General features: G+C 72.1%; 13 protein-coding genes and 1 riboswitch. Of the genes, 9 read left to right on the top strand and 4 right to left on the bottom strand.

Translation table 11 applies throughout. The features are described from left to right. The first annotated feature begins 9 nt into the window (after positions 1-9). Both trpD and AB0L37_RS14210 read left to right on the top strand, forming a co-directional pair. Positions 10-1,074, top strand: a complete 1,065-nt coding sequence (trpD, locus tag AB0L37_RS14215; protein WP_365504172.1) for an anthranilate phosphoribosyltransferase — start codon at positions 10-12, stop codon at positions 1,072-1,074. A gap of 86 nt (positions 1,075-1,160) precedes the next feature. Beyond that, positions 1,161-1,278: riboswitch (SAM riboswitch) on the top strand. Positions 1,279-1,465: 187 nt separating this feature from the next. Further along, a complete protein-coding gene (locus tag AB0L37_RS14210) occupies positions 1,466-2,824 on the top strand; it encodes an aminotransferase class V-fold PLP-dependent enzyme (RefSeq protein WP_365504170.1) in 1,359 nt (452 codons plus the stop codon). Positions 2,825-2,891: 67 nt separating this feature from the next. On the opposite strand, the gene AB0L37_RS14205 is transcribed toward AB0L37_RS14210, so the two are convergent. Then, the gene (locus AB0L37_RS14205; RefSeq protein ID WP_365504168.1) at positions 2,892-3,173 is read right to left on the bottom strand and encodes an Lrp/AsnC ligand binding domain-containing protein; all 282 of its coding nucleotides are present in this window, start codon (positions 3,171-3,173) and stop codon (positions 2,892-2,894) included. Continuing rightward, a complete protein-coding gene (locus tag AB0L37_RS14200) occupies positions 3,170-3,913 on the bottom strand; it encodes a rhomboid family intramembrane serine protease (RefSeq protein WP_365504166.1) in 744 nt (247 codons plus the stop codon). Before AB0L37_RS14200 ends, AB0L37_RS14205 begins: the two co-directional genes overlap by 4 nt. A 94-nt stretch (positions 3,914-4,007) precedes the next feature. Between AB0L37_RS14200 and AB0L37_RS14195 the strand changes: the two genes are divergently transcribed. From AB0L37_RS14195 to AB0L37_RS14175, 5 genes are all read left to right on the top strand, one after another. Continuing rightward, on the top strand, positions 4,008-4,247 hold the full coding sequence (locus AB0L37_RS14195; RefSeq protein ID WP_338695757.1) for a hypothetical protein: 240 nt from the start codon (positions 4,008-4,010) through the stop codon (positions 4,245-4,247). Positions 4,248-4,279: 32 nt separating this feature from the next. Then, positions 4,280-5,632: an NYN domain-containing protein gene (locus AB0L37_RS14190; protein WP_365504163.1), complete on the top strand. Its 1,353-nt coding sequence runs from the start codon at positions 4,280-4,282 to the stop codon at positions 5,630-5,632. Positions 5,633-5,918: 286 nt separating this feature from the next. After that, the gene (locus AB0L37_RS14185) at positions 5,919-6,944 is read left to right on the top strand and encodes an NlpC/P60 family protein (protein ID WP_365504161.1); all 1,026 of its coding nucleotides are present in this window, start codon (positions 5,919-5,921) and stop codon (positions 6,942-6,944) included. Positions 6,945-7,177: 233 nt separating this feature from the next. Then, positions 7,178-8,212, top strand: a complete 1,035-nt coding sequence (locus AB0L37_RS14180) for an NlpC/P60 family protein (protein ID WP_365504159.1) — start codon at positions 7,178-7,180, stop codon at positions 8,210-8,212. A 34-nt stretch (positions 8,213-8,246) separates the two neighbouring features. After that, a complete protein-coding gene (locus tag AB0L37_RS14175; RefSeq protein WP_365504158.1) occupies positions 8,247-9,449 on the top strand; it encodes a hypothetical protein in 1,203 nt (400 codons plus the stop codon). A gap of 13 nt (positions 9,450-9,462) precedes the next feature. Here the strand turns inward: AB0L37_RS14175 and AB0L37_RS14170 are convergent, their stop codons facing one another. Further along, positions 9,463-10,002: a PadR family transcriptional regulator gene (locus AB0L37_RS14170; protein ID WP_365504156.1), complete on the bottom strand. Its 540-nt coding sequence runs from the start codon at positions 10,000-10,002 to the stop codon at positions 9,463-9,465. Positions 10,003-10,100: 98 nt separating this feature from the next. Here AB0L37_RS14170 and AB0L37_RS14165 point away from each other — a divergent pair, with 98 nt between their 5' ends. Further along, a complete protein-coding gene (locus tag AB0L37_RS14165; protein WP_365504154.1) occupies positions 10,101-11,426 on the top strand; it encodes an MATE family efflux transporter in 1,326 nt (441 codons plus the stop codon). Here the strand turns inward: AB0L37_RS14165 and AB0L37_RS14160 are convergent. Beyond that, positions 11,387-12,631, bottom strand: a complete 1,245-nt coding sequence (locus tag AB0L37_RS14160) for a glycosyltransferase family 87 protein (protein ID WP_365504152.1) — start codon at positions 12,629-12,631, stop codon at positions 11,387-11,389. The two genes, AB0L37_RS14165 and AB0L37_RS14160, sit on opposite strands and share 40 nt — an antisense overlap. Positions 12,632-12,722: 91 nt before the next feature. Between AB0L37_RS14160 and AB0L37_RS14155 the strand changes: the two genes are divergently transcribed. Further along, a complete protein-coding gene (locus AB0L37_RS14155) occupies positions 12,723-13,865 on the top strand; it encodes a glycosyltransferase family 4 protein (protein WP_365504150.1) in 1,143 nt (380 codons plus the stop codon). Positions 13,866-13,877 lie beyond the last annotated feature (12 nt).

Here is a 13,877-nt window from a genome sequence, read left to right as displayed (position 1 = left end):
GGAGCGGCCATGAGCGCTTTGACGCCCGCAGGAGGCACCACCGCGGCGGGCCGTTCCTGGCCCGCCGTGCTGAACGGTCTGCTCGACGGCCGCGACCAGAGCGCCGACGACACCGCGTGGGCGATGGACCGGATCATGCGGGGCGAGGCGACCGACGCGCAGATCGCCGCCTTCGTGGTCGCGCTGCGGGCCAAGGGCGAGACCGTCCAGGAGATCGTCGGTCTCGTCCGCGGGATGTACGAGCACGCCAACACCATCGAGGTGCCCGGCGAGGCCGTCGACATCGTCGGCACCGGCGGGGACGGCGCCAAGACCGTCAACATCTCCACCATGGCGGCGATCGTCATCGCCGGCACCGGCACGAAGGTCGTCAAGCACGGCAACCGCGCCGCCTCCAGCGCCTCGGGCTCGTCGGACGTCCTGGAGAAGCTCGGCGTGAACCTCGACATCGCGCCGCAGCGCGTCGCCGAGGTGGCCGAGGAAGCCGGGATCACCTTCTGCTTCGCCATCAAGTTCCACCCGGCGCTGCGGCACGCGGGCGCCGCGCGCGGGCAGATCGGCATCAGGACCGTCTTCAACGCGCTCGGCCCGCTCACCAACCCGGCCCGCGTCAAGGCGCAGGCGGTCGGCGTCGCGGACCCGCGGCTCGCGCCCATCATCGCCGGGGTCTTCGCCGAGCGCGGCAACTCCTCGCTGGTCTTCCGCGGCGACGACGGGCTCGACGAGCTGACCGTCACCGGCCCGTCGCGGGTGTGGGTCGTACGGGACGGCGCGGTGCGCGAGGAGGCCTTCGACCCGCGCGACGTCGGGATCGAGACCGTGCCGATCGAGGCGCTGCGCGGGGGCGACCCGTCGTTCAACGCGGAGGTCGCGCGGCGGCTGCTCGACGGGGAGCGCGGGCCCGTGCGCGACGCCGTGCTGCTCAACGCGGCGGCCGCGCTCGTCGCCGTACGGCCCGGCAGCGGGACGCTCGCCGAGCAGATCAGGGCCGGCATGGACCGGGCCGCCGAGTCGATCGACTCCGGCGCCGCGAAGGCCGCGCTCGAACGGTGGGTCGTCGCCACCAACCGCTGAGTGTGACGCAGGGCGCAGTCCGTTTCGTCTCAGGAAATGGACTGCGCCCTTGCCGTATCCGCGACGTGTGGCAGGATTCTGTCCAAGGTCATGAGTGACAGCGACCGAGGCCCCAGCCCGCTGTCCGGCAACCCTCCGTCCGTGGCGGGGTGCCCTGGGTGAAGACCAGGCCGTACGCAGCAAGGCGTATGGCAAGCGCGGACCCCTTGCAACCCTGGGGTCCTGGTCCTCAAGGGAGCAGTCTCGTGAGCAAGCGAATGCGATAGGGCGTCCCGGCCCCGCCTCTGCGTACCGTCTCTTCTCTTCTTTCCGTGCCGTCGAGCCCTGTTCCGTCGTGCTCAGTCGTGGCTTCGGCATGGTCAATTCGCTTACCTCGCCAGGGAGTTCACCCATGTCTGTTTCCGTCGACGCCTGCACCGAGACCATCGCCCCGCTCGCCGTTCTCGGCCGGGACGTCACCGTGCCGCTCGTCACCGGCGGCGAAGTGACGTACGCGGCCCTCGACTACGCGGCCAGCGCGCCGGCCCTGCAGCGGGTGTGGGACGACGTCGCCGCGTACGCGCCGTACTACGGCAGCGTGCACCGGGGCGCCGGGTACCTGTCGCAGCTGTCGACCGACCTCTTCGAGAACTCCCGTGCCACGGTCGCCGAGTTCCTCGACTGCCGCGACGGCGACCAGGTCGTCTTCACCCGGTCGACCACCGACTCGCTCAACCTGCTCGCCGCCGCGCTCCCGGCCGACTGCCAGGTCTTCGTCTTCGAGACCGAGCACCACGCCTCGCTGCTGCCCTGGCGCGACGCCCGCGTGACGTACCTGAACGCGCCGCGCACCCCGGACGAGGCCGTCGCCACCCTGGAGCGGGCGCTCGCCGACCGCGACCCGTACGGCCCGGCCCTCGTCTGCGTCACCGGTGCCTCGAACGTCACCGGTGAGCTCTGGCCGGTGCGCGAGCTGGCGGCGGCCGCTCACGCGCACGGTGCCCGCATCGTGCTCGACGCCGCCCAGCTCGCGCCCCACCACCCCGTCTCCGTAAGGGAGTTGGACGTCGACTGGGTCGCCTTCTCCGGGCACAAGCTGTACGCGCCGTTCGGTTCGGGGGTGCTCGCCGGGCGCTCCGACTGGCTGACCGAGGCCGAGCCGTACCTCGCCGGTGGCGGTGCCTCCCGTAAGGTCGCGCGGCGCGCCGACGGAGGGGTGGACGTCGAGTGGCACGCCACCGCCGCCCGCCACGAGGCCGGCTCGCCGAACGTCATCGGCGTGTACTCCATCGCCTCCGCGTGCAAGGCGCTCACCGAGGCCGGGTTCGACAACCTGGTCGCCCGTGAGCAGCACCTGATCCGCACCGTGCGCGAAGGCCTCGCCGGCGTGCCCGAGGTGAGGGTGCTCTCGCTGTTCGGCGACGACGCCCCGCGGGTCGGTGTCATCTCGTTCGTCGTGGAGGGCTGGAACTCCTCGCACTTCGCCGCCGCGCTCTCCGCCGAGTACGGGATCGGCGTGCGCGACGGCCTGTTCTGCGCCCACCCGCTCGTGCGCACGCTGCTCGGCTCCGACCCGCACACGCAGGGCGAGTGCGGTGCGCCCGAGGCGGCGCCGGGGGAGAAGTCGCTGAACGCGATCCGGGTCAGCTTCGGCGCGGGGACGCCCGACGAGCACGTGGAGCGTTTCGTCACCGCGGTGAAGGAGCTCGTACGCGACGGAGCGGCCTGGAACTACCGCACCGAGGACGGGCGTTGCGTGCCGGCCTCCTGAGGCCGTGTGACGTGGGACAGCGCGAAAGCCGCGGCCCCGGCCGCGGCTTTCGTATGCGTGTGCGGGGTCAGCCGTCGAGGCCGATGGCGAACGCCGCCTCCAGGTCGTGCTGCGAGTACGTGCGGAACGCCACGTGCGTGTCCGTCGCCTCGACGCCGGCGATCTTGCTGATCTTGCCGGGGATGACATCCGCCAGATCGTCGTGCCGGGCCACCCGGACCATGGCGATCAGGTCGTACGTGCCGGTGACGGAGAAGACCTCGCTGACGCTGTCCAGGGCCGCGATCGACTCGGCGATCTCGGGGATCCGGTCCACGCTGGTCTTGATGAGCACGATCGCGGTGATCACGGCTGGCTGTCTCCCTCGGTGGCCGTGGCTGGGACTGTCCTCACTCTAGCCCGGCCCCTGTACCGCACCCACGCGTAGAGGAACCCGAGGGAGAAGCCGATCAGGTGCGCCAGATACGCCACTCCCGGCCCCTGGCTGTCCCGTCCCGCCGCCGCCCACTGAAGCGCCACCCAGAACGGCAGCACCACCCATGCCGGAAAGCGCAGCGGCAGGAAGAACAGGAACGGGAACAGGCTCGTCACGCGCGCATCGGGGAACAGGTACAGGAAGGCGCCGAGGACCGCGGAGATGGCCCCCGAGGCGCCCACCAGCGTCTGGTCGGAGTCGGCGTGCGCGATCGCGTAGCCGAGGAGCGCCAGGTAGCCGCTGACCAGATAGAAGAGCGCGTACGCGATGTGGCCCATGCGTTCTTCGACCATCGCCCCGAAGACGTAGAGGAAGAGCATGTTGCCCAGCAGGTGCAGCCAGCTGCCGTGCACGAACAGGGCCGTGGCCGGGGTGAGCGCGGCTCGGGGTGATCCCGAGAAGAGTTCGGCGGGGACCACGCCCCAGCGCTCGAAGTAGGCGGTCTGCGCGGTGAGCAGGCGGGCCCCGGTGCCGTACGAGGGGTTGAGACCGGAGACCGGCGAGATGACGAAGGCCACGCAGCAGACGGCGATGATTCCGTACGTGACCGGGGCGGGGTGCCCTCTGAGGAATGCGGTCACCTTCGCGATCGCGTCGCGCCCGTTGCCGATCATGCAAGAGAGCATGACGCACGGCGGGGAGCGGGCGGCGTACGGCAGGCCGTAGGGTTACGGGCAATACAGCGAGCGAAAGAAGAGGCGCAATTCGATGACGGTTCCCCTGCCGACCGCCACCACCCGCTGGCGCTGCACGCTCTGCGGCAACCTCACGCGGTTCGACGTGACCCGCTCCTCGAAGGTCGTCGAGTACGTCCACCTCGACCTGGCCGGTGAGCCGAACGTCGAGGAACGCAACGTGGTCAGTGAGACCATCGAGTCGGTCCGCTGCCGTTGGTGCAACGCCGTGGATCAGGTGGAACTCGTGGACAGGCCGGGCGCCGACTCCTGACGGAGCGGCCCCACAGCGACTTGGGGTGACGGATGGTGGAGAGCACGGGCGGGGAGGCCGGGGACGGCGGTGCCGCCGAGGTGCTCGACCGGCCGTTGCCCGAAGGAGTGCGGCGCCGCGTCGTACAGATCGTCTCGGACGGCTTCGGCGGTCTGACGGTCGGCGAACTGCCGTCGCAATTGCGGCAATATGCCCGGTTCACCCCGAGTCGTCGGGCCAAGTTCGCCGGGAACGCGATGGCCGCCGCCGTGGAGAGCGACACGCTCTTCCGGCAGCGGATCGGGGAGCGGTTCCGTGAGGCGCAGCCCGAGCTGGCGGGCGCCCTGGACACCGGATCGCCACCGCCCGCCGCCGACCCGCTCGACGTGGCCGCGGCCGCGTACGTGCTGCGGCCCGTCGGCTGGGTGAAGCTGGTCGACGCCGCCGGCGAGGAGGCCCAGCGGGCGGACGCCGAGCGGGCCGACGAGGAGACCCGTGCCGAGCTCGACCGGCTGCGCGAGCAGTTGGCCGAGGCGCGGGCCCACACCAAGGCCGAGACCGAGCGGCTGCGCGCCGAGCTCGACGCGGCCAGGCGCGAGGCCGACTCCGTGCACCGCAAGCTGCGGGCCGCCCTCAGTGACGTCAAGCGCGGCGAGGCCGCCGTGCGCAAGGCGCGGGCCGAGTCCGACGCCGTACGGGCCGAGGGGCAGGCGCAGGTGTCCGCCGCCGAGAGCGAGACGCGGCGGCTCAAGGCGCGGCTCGGGGAGGCCGAGGCGGCCCTTGAAGCCTCGCGCAGAGCGGCCCGCGAGGGGCGCAGCGTCGAGGACATGAGAGTGCGGCTGCTGCTCGACACGGTCCTTGAGGCGGCTCAGGGGCTGCGCAGGGAGCTGGCGCTGCCGCCGGTCTCCGCGCGGCCCGCGGACTCCGTGGACGCCGTCGAGCCGGGCCGGATGACGCCGAAGGACATCGCGGCGCGCGCTCTGCACGAGCACGACCCCGCGATCCTCGACCAGTTGCTCGCGCTGCCGCAGGCCCACCTCGTGGTCGACGGCTACAACGTGACGAAGACCGGCTATCCCACGATGCCGCTGGAGAAGCAGCGGCTGCGGCTGCTCGGCTCCCTCTCGCAGCTCGCCGCGCAGACCGGCGCCGAGGTCACCTGTGTCTTCGACGGGGCCGAGCTGGCCGCCCCGGTGCTGCTCGCGCCGCCGCGCGGGGTGCGGGTGCTGTTCTCCAAGGCGGGCGTCACGGCTGATGAATTGATTCGCCAGCTGGTGCGTGCCGAGCCGCCGGGCCGGCCCGTGATCGTCGTCTCGACGGACCGGGAGGTCGCCGACGGCGTCGCCAAGGCGGGTGCGCGTCCGGTTGCGTCCGTCATGCTCCTGAAGCGCCTGTCGCGAGGTTGATGTCCGGTTCGGTCCGGAGCTGCAACATCCGTGCCGCTTGCCCGAATTGGCGAAACCTTCACGCAACGTAGCGTCAAACGGGCATCACTGCACGTGAGTTGTGTGCAAAGAATGCAGTCGGTGACCGAGATTTTTCTCGTCAGGATTTGAACTGATCACAAGAAGGTCACTAGGGTCGGGCCTCGAACCTCCGCTCGGGTGATCACTCACAAGAGGTGTGTGACGGTGGAGGGGCACCGCCGACCGGCGTTCGGTAGGCGGCTGGAGGAAGAAGGAGCTCGCCTTCGTGGCGTCCCACCGTCGACCCAAGCAGCCGAGCCGCACCCGCGTGACTGTGCTCACCGCGACCGCCGCCGCTGCCGTGGCCCTCACTTCGCAGGCCGCCAACGCCGCGCCGAAGCCCGACAAGACCGAGGTCAAGGCGAAGGTCGACAAGCTCTACGAAGAGGCGGAGAAGGCCACCGACCTCTACAACGGGGCCAAGGAGAAGCAGAAGAAGCTCGAGAAGGAGATCGGTCAGCTCCAGGACAAGGTCGCCCGCGGCCAGGAGGACCTCAACGAGCTTCGTACGGGCCTCGGTTCGCTCGCCAGCCAGCAGTACCGCTCGGGTGGCATCGACCCCTCGGTCCAGCTCTTCCTCTCCGCCGACCCGGACGACTACCTCGACAAGGCGTCCACCCTCGACTCGCTCTCCGCGCAGCAGCTCGAGTCGCTCAAGAAGGTCCAGGAGAAGCAGCGCACGCTCGCCCAGGAGCGTTCCGAGGCCTCCGAGAAGCTCAAGGACCTCGCCGACACCCGCGTCGAACTCGGCAAGAAGAAGAAGGAAGTTCAGAGCAAGCTCGGCTCCGCCCAGAAGCTGCTCAACACCCTGACCGCCGAAGAGCGCCAGAAGATGGCCGCCGCGGACGCGCGCGCCAGCCGCGACTCCGCGGGCCGCGTCGACCTCGGCAACGAGGCGGCCGCCTCCAAGTTCGGTGCCGCCGCCCTCAGCGCCGCCGCCACCCAGATAGGCAAGCCCTACGTCTCGGGCGGCACGGGCCCCAACTCCTACGACTGCTCGGGTCTGACGCAGTGGGCGTACAACCAGGCCGGCGTGAACCTGACGCGGACCACGTACACCCAGCAGAACGACGGAACCAAGATCGGCATGAGCCAGCTCAAGCCCGGTGACCTGGTCTTCTTCAACAACCTTGCGCACGTGGGCCTGTACGCAGGCAACAACCAGGTGCTGCACGCCCCGCACCCCGGCGCCGTCGTCCGCTACGAGTCGATGAGCACGATCGGGTCGTTCCAGTTCGGCGTCCGCATCTGATCCTCGTACCAACGGTCTGGCGAAAATCAGAAACGCGCCCGTTCGGGCGAATTCCGGTATCCCTCGCTGACCCCGCGCCCCGCCCATGACCTGCGTCAGAGGCGGGGCGCCGTGGTGTGCGCCCCCTGAACGGTCGTTGGCCAGGCGGTAGTCGCGCGGCTACTGTCGGCGCGCATTCCCCGATCACGGGGAGTGCCTGCACGATCCGTCAGCGGAAGGGAGAGCGGCTACCCGTGGGGTCCCATCGCCGTACTGCGCACTCTCAGAACTCCGGCCCCGACCGCGGTGCACGCGGGGTCGTCCTGACCGTGGCCGTCGCCTCGGCGGCGGCAGCCCTCGGCGCCGCTCCGGCGGGCGCCGCGCCGCAGGACAAGCCGGCCGACACCAAGGCCGAGGTGGACCGCCTCTACGAGCAGGCCGAGCAGGCCACCGAGGCGTACAACAAGGCCGACGAGCGGGCCGACAAGCTCCGCGAGGAACTGGCCACGACCCAGGACCAGGTGGCCCGCGGGCAGGAGCGCATCAACAAGATGCGGCAGGCCCTCGGCATGGTCGCGGGCGCCCAGTACCGCTCCGGCGGCATGGACCCCTCGCTCGCCCTCATGCTCTCCTCGGACCCGGACGGCTACCTCGACCGGGCCAGCACCCTCGACCGGCTGAGCGCCCGGCAGGCGGGCGATCTGACCGAACTGCAGGGTGCCCAGCGGGATCTGGCCCAGAAGCGGGCCGAGGCGCAGCGCAAGCTGGGCGACCTGGAGAAGAGCCGCAAGGCCGTGCAGGAACACAAGCGCAGCGTCGAGACGAAGCTCGCCAAGGCGCGGCGGCTGCTCAACTCGATGCCGAGCGCCGAGCGCGCCGCGTACGAGCGCGCCTCGCGCGGCACCGGGCGGCCCGACCTCTCCGGGGCGGGCGCCGCGTCGTCGTCCCGCGCCGCCGCGGCCCTCGCCGCCGCCCAGTCGGCGATCGGCAAGCCGTACGTGTGGGGCGCCACCGGGCCGTCGGGGTTCGACTGCTCGGGCCTGATGCAGTGGTCGTACGGGCAGGCCGGTGTGGGCCTTCCGCGCACCTCGCAGGCCCAGCGGTACGCGGGGCAGCAGGTCCCGCTCTCCCAGGCGCAACCCGGCGACCTGGTCGCCTACGGCTCGGACGCCCACCACATCGGGATCTACGCCGGCAACGGGCAGGTCATCCACGCGCCCTACCCGGGTGCCCCGGTGCGCTACGACCCGGTGGGCATGATGCCTGTCTCATCCGTGACCCGGGTCTGAGGCCTTCTGCGCGCGACGCCGTACGATCGGAAAGATGGCTGGTCGACGGCGTGTGCTGAGCAGGGCGGGGTGCTTCGTGACACTCGGCGCCCTGCTCGTCGCGGTCCCCGGGTGCGCCCGGCAGGACGCCGAGCAGGACAGCCGGTCGGCCGCCGTGCAGCGCGTCCTGGACCTGCGGGCGGACGCGGTGCTGCACGGGGACGGCGCGGCGTACCGGGCGACCGGCGGCGCCGACCCGAACCTCCTGTCCGACCTGGCCGCCGTGCCGCTCGACTCCTGGGCGTACAAGCTCACGCGGATCGACGGCAGCGGGCCGGAGGTCACCGCGGCGGCCGAACTGCGCTACCGCGTCGACGGCTACGACAAGGCGCCCGTCGTCGCCCAGCGCACGCTGGGGCTCCAGCGGACCGACGGGCACTGGCGGGTGATGAGCGACGAGCCCGCGGCGAAGTCCGGCAAGCAGCTCTGGGACCAGGGCAAGGTCGTCGCGGTCAAGGGCGCGCACAGCCTGGTCCTCGGCGTCGGGCAGCAGCCGGCCGTGCTGCGCTCGTACGCGGCGATCGCCGACGACGCGGTGCCCTCCGTGGACGCGGCCTGGGGCAGGAGCTGGGCCCGCAGGATCGTTCTGCTCGTGCCCAGGTCCCTCCACGGGATGGGGGAGTTGCTGGCGGCGCCCGCCTCGAACTACCGGGGGATCGCGGCCGTCACGACCGGTGAGGCGGGCGGGTCGGGCAGCGCGCCCGCGGACCGCGTGATCCTCAACCCCGAGGCGTACGGCGTGCTCGGCTCCTTCGGCAAGCAGGTCGTCCTCACGCACGAGACCACGCATGTGGCCACGCGCACGGTGACCACGGCCGCGACGCCGCTGTGGCTGTCGGAGGGGTACGCGGACTGGGTCGGGTACCGGGGCACGGGCCGCGGCGCCGGGCAGGCCGCGCCCGAGTTGCAGCGGGCGGTGCAGGGCGGCAGCGCGCCCGCCGGGCTGCCGACCGACGAGGACTTCGGGTTCAGCGGGGACGCGGGGAAGCTCGCGCGGGCGTACGAGAGCGGCTGGATGGCGTGCCGGATGATCGCGGACCAGTGGGGCGAGGACAAGCTCAAGGCGTTCTACACGTCGGTCGGCGGCCACAAGCGGCGGGCCGGAGCTGTGGAGGGCGCGCTCCAGAACGTCCTCGGGGTCGACGAGCGGGAGTTCGTGGCGCGCTGGCGCGTGTACGTCCGGGCCGAACTGGGCTGATCCGTGAGGGACTTCAGCCCTTCGCGGTCCCGTCCAGTGCGCTGAGCGCCTCCCGCAGCCACTGCTTCTCCGCGCGGCCCGTGGCCCGTGCCACCCGCAGCATCCCCTGCCGGAACAGGTCCGGCGGCTCCTCGGCGCGCACCGGCCTGCCCTCGGCGTCGTAGAAGAAGCTCGCCGGCGTCTCCAGGAAGTCCAGGCGGCGCCGGAGCACCGCCGCCTGCTCGGCCGGGTCGGTCAGGTGGCGCAGGAACGCCAGCAGGGTGTTGAAGCGGGTGTGGTCGGTGATCTCGATGTCCTTCGGCGTGCGGAGGCGATCGAGCAGGTCGGTGCGGCCCGCGTAGGTGAGCGTGAGGACGCGGCGCTGGGCGGCGCCGGAGCCGGGTGTCGTGTGCTGGTCGAGCTTGCCCGCCGTCACGAGCCGGGTGATCGCCGGGTAGAGCGCGCCGTCGCTGACCGGGCGGACGTGGCCGCTGAGCGCCTTGATGCGCTCCTTCAACTCGTAGCCGTGCAGCGGCTTCTCGTAGAGGAAGCCGAGGATCGGCAGCTCCAGCATGCGCACTCCCGGGGCGGTTGCGGGGCGGGTGCGGCCATGGTACCTCTTTTCGAGGTATCGACTACCTCGAATCGAGGTATGGGGGAAGGGGTCGCGCCATGGACGGCGCCGCACACCGCACCACGCTCATCGGGCTCGCGCGGCCCGTCTACTTCTCGCTGCTCGCCTCCGTGGCGGCCGGGATCATCAACACGCTGTGGGTCGCCCGGCTCGGCGGCGGCGCCGTCGCGGCCGTCGCCGTCGCCACGAACGTCGAGAACGTGCTGCTCGGCGTCGCCCTCGTCTTCGGCTCCGGCACCACCGTCCTCGTGGCACACGCGCGGGGCGCCGACGACCTGAGCGGCGTCCGGGCCGCCGTGCGCGGCGGCTGGGGACTGTGCGGCCTTGTCGTGCCGGTCGTCGCGGTGGGCGGCTGGCTGCTGCGGGAGCCGGTCGCGCGCCTGGTCCTCGGCGGCGACGGCGGGTCGGCCCTCGGGCTCGCCGTCGCGTACTTCGCCGTCTCGATGCCCGGCATGGCCGTCTTCTTCACGCAGCAGCTCGTCGACGGCATCCTCAAGGGCGCGGGCGACACCCGCACCCCGATGCGCCTGGCCCTGCTCGCGAACGGGCTGATCCTCGCCGCCGACCCGCTGCTCATCCATGCGTACGGGGTGGTGGGCGCCGCCGTCTCGACGGTGGCGGCCCGCTCCGTCGCACTCGGGGCCGGGCTGGTGGCCCTGCGCCGAAATCCCTTGCTGCGCAAGGCGTCCGCGGCGCCGCTCCAGGCGTCGGGGGCCGTGCGGCGCACCCTGCGCACCGGCCTGCCCATGTCGGCCGACTTCACGGTGCGGCAGGCGGGAGCGCTCGCGCTGATCGCCGTCGTGGCCCGGCTCGGGGTGACGGCCGTGGCGGCGTACGCCATCGCGTACAAGGCCCTCTACGTGGCGACCATGGCCTTCTACGCGGTGCGCCAGGCCGCCTCCATCCACACCGCGCACCGGCGGGGCGCGGGCCACGACGAGCGCGGCGCGATCGGGCGGCAGACGGTGCGGGTGGCGGGCGCGGCCGGGGGCGTCGCCGCGCTGCTGTACCTCGGGCTCGCGCCGTGGCTGATGCGGGCCTTCGGCGCGTCGCCCGAAGTGAGCGCGCAGGGCGCCCTGTTCCTGCGGTGCGTCGGCCCGTACCTGGTGCTGATGGCCGCCTTCATCGCCCTGGGCGGCGTCTTCGAGGGCAGCGGGGGATCGCCTCAGGTGCTGCGGGTGACCGTGGTGGGGACGGCCCTCCAACTCCCGTGCGCGGCCTGGCTGTCAGGGCTGTGGGGGCTCGCCGGGGTGTGTGCGGCGATGGGGCTCGCCATGGCCGTGCAGTGCGGCTGCCTGGTCGTCCTGGCGCGGCGGGGCGCCGCTCAGGGGGCGGCGCTCACCGACTGGTCGCGGGCGGCCTGAGCGGGCAGCGGGGTGCGCTCGGCGAGGCGCGGCTCGGTGACCGTCGCCCGCCACAGCCGGCGGCAGGCGCTGACCGAGGCCACGACCAGGAGTCCGTTGCGCACGAGGAGCAGGAAGAGCCCGAGCGAGTCGCTGGCGACCACGTGCGAGAACCAGATCGGGAACTCCAGGAACGTCACGAACGTCGCCGCGAGCACCAGACCCACCGGCAGCGTCATCCGGCTGCCCGGGAACAGCAGGCACACCGCGGCCAGCCCGACCAGCCACAGCATGTACTGCGGGCTGATCACCCGGCTGGTCGTCGTGAACAGCAGGACGGCGGTGAGCGCGGCGTCCGCGAGCGTGCCCGACTCCCAGGCGCGGGCCTTGAACCGCCACAGCAGCAGCCAGCCGAACGCCAGCGTGGTGAGCACCTGCGCGAGCATGCTCACCACGTCCACGTACGGGCCGAGGAACTCCACCGAGCCGTAGTTCAGCTGCACCGAGCCCGACCAGCCGAACTGCCGCGCCACATGGAAGACCAGCGAGCCGAGGGACTCGACCTCCGTGCCCCGGTCCTTCTGGAACGTCAGGAACGCCAGGGCGCCCGGCATCGCGATCGTGAAAGCCAGCAGCAGTCCGCCGGCCGTCAGCGCGGCCGCGCCCGCCGCCTCGCGGGTGGCCCGGCCGCGCCGGGTGCCGAGCAGCAGCAGCGCCGGCCAGACCTTGAGCATCGCGCCGATCGCCGCCATGACGCCCGCGGCCTTCGGGTGCCGGGCTGCCGCGAGCAGTGCCGCGACCGCGATGGCGGTCACCATCACGTCGTAGCGCGCGTACACGGTCTGCCCGAGCAGCGGCAGGCCGGCGATCCAGACCCACGCCCCGCGCCGCGACTTGCCGTGGCGTTCGGCCACGTAGAGGAGCATCAGGAAGACGGCCGCGTCGGCGAGGAAGGCGAGCAGGAAGAAGGCGGACGCGTACGAGAGGAAGGGCAGCAGGGCGGGGGAGAGGATCGCGACCGCGGCGGCCGGCGGGTACTGCCATGTCACGTCGTCCAGCGGGAACGTTCCGGTGCGCAGGACGTCGAACCAGCCGTGGTAGATCACGGAGACGTCGCTCGTGACATCCGGTCCCGGGACCACGATCACCTTGAAGACGCACAGCAGAAGCAGGGTCCGGGTCAGGACCCAGGTGATCAGGAGAGCTGCGGGATTTCGCGTCTTCATTCGACTCATCATGCCCGGCGGGCCTGTGCGGTGGCCATGGACCGGGCGGCGTGGCGCGCTCACTATGAGCGGTTCGGTACTGTCTGCGGCGATGCACAAGACCTTGATCGTGACCAACGACTTCCCGCCCCGCCCCGGCGGCATCCAGGCGTTCCTGCACAACATGGCGCTGCGCCTGGACCCCGAGCAGATCGTCGTCTACGCCTCGACGTGGAAGCGGAGCCAGGAGGGCGTCGAGGCGACCGCCGCCTTCGACGCCGAGCAGCCGTTCACCGTCGTACGCGACCGTACGACGATGCTGCTGCCGACGCCGCGCGTGACCCGGCGGGCGGTGGGCCTGTTGCGGGAGCACGGCTGTACGTCGGTGTGGTTCGGCGCGGCCGCGCCGCTCGGCCTGATGGGCTCCGCGCTGCGCAAGGCGGGCGCGACCCGGCTCGTGGCGACGACGCACGGGCACGAGGCCGGATGGGCCCAACTCCCCGCGTCCCGGCAGCTGTTGCGGCGGATCGGCGAGTCCACGGACACGATCACGTACCTCGGGGAGTACACGCGCTCGCGGATCGCGGCGGCGCTGACGCCCGCGGCGGCCGGGCGGATGGTCCAGCTCCCGCCCGGGGTCGACGAGAAGACGTTCCACCCCGACTCCGGCGGCGACGCGGTGCGCGCCCGCCTCGGGCTCTCGGAGCGCCCCGTCGTCGTCTGCGTCTCGCGCCTCGTGCCGCGCAAGGGGCAGGACACGCTGATCCTGGCCATGCCGCGGATCCTGGCCTCGGTGCCGGACGCGGTGCTGTTGATCGTCGGCGGCGGCCCGTACGAGAAGGAGCTCCGCAAGCTGGCCGTGGAGACCGGCGTCGCGGACTCGGTGCGCTTCACCGGGGCGGTGCCGTGGGAGGAGCTCGCGGCCCACTACGGCGCGGGGGACGTCTTCGCGATGCCGTGCCGGACGCGTCGCGGGGGCCTGGACGTCGAGGGGCTCGGGATCGTGTACCTGGAGGCGTCGGCGACGGGGCTTCCGGTGGTCGCCGGTGACTCGGGCGGGGCGCCGGACGCGGTGCTCGACGGGGAGACCGGGTGGGTCGTCCGGGGTGGCTCCGCGGAGGAGGCGGCGGATCGGATCACGGTGCTGTTGCAGGACCCCGAGCTGAGGCTCCGCATGGGGGAGCGGGGCCGGGCGTGGGTGGAGGAGCGGTGGCGGTGGGATCTGCTCGCCGAGAGGTTGCGGGGGCTGTTGTAACCGTCACTTCGG

Origin of the sequence: Streptomyces sp. NPDC052225 (assembly GCF_040679615.1) — a bacterium.
GTDB lineage: Bacteria > Actinomycetota > Actinomycetes > Streptomycetales > Streptomycetaceae > Streptomyces.
Note: the sequence above shows the minus strand (reverse complement) of the source record. Positions and strands in the feature narration are given on the sequence as shown.

Coding starts and splice junctions, on each gene's coding strand:
- trpD (WP_365504172.1), top strand. CDS start 10: ATGAGCGCTTTGACGCCCGCAGGAGGCACCACCGCGGCGGGCCGTTCC.
- AB0L37_RS14210 (WP_365504170.1), top strand. CDS start 1,466: ATGTCTGTTTCCGTCGACGCCTGCACCGAGACCATCGCCCCGCTCGCC.
- AB0L37_RS14200 (WP_365504166.1), bottom strand. CDS start 3,913: ATGATCGGCAACGGGCGCGACGCGATCGCGAAGGTGACCGCATTCCTC.
- AB0L37_RS14195 (WP_338695757.1), top strand. CDS start 4,008: ATGACGGTTCCCCTGCCGACCGCCACCACCCGCTGGCGCTGCACGCTC.
- AB0L37_RS14190 (WP_365504163.1), top strand. CDS start 4,280: ATGGTGGAGAGCACGGGCGGGGAGGCCGGGGACGGCGGTGCCGCCGAG.
- AB0L37_RS14175 (WP_365504158.1), top strand. CDS start 8,247: ATGGCTGGTCGACGGCGTGTGCTGAGCAGGGCGGGGTGCTTCGTGACA.
- AB0L37_RS14170 (WP_365504156.1), bottom strand. CDS start 10,002: ATGCTGGAGCTGCCGATCCTCGGCTTCCTCTACGAGAAGCCGCTGCAC.
- AB0L37_RS14165 (WP_365504154.1), top strand. CDS start 10,101: ATGGACGGCGCCGCACACCGCACCACGCTCATCGGGCTCGCGCGGCCC.
- AB0L37_RS14160 (WP_365504152.1), bottom strand. CDS start 12,631: ATGAAGACGCGAAATCCCGCAGCTCTCCTGATCACCTGGGTCCTGACC.
- AB0L37_RS14155 (WP_365504150.1), top strand. CDS start 12,723: ATGCACAAGACCTTGATCGTGACCAACGACTTCCCGCCCCGCCCCGGC.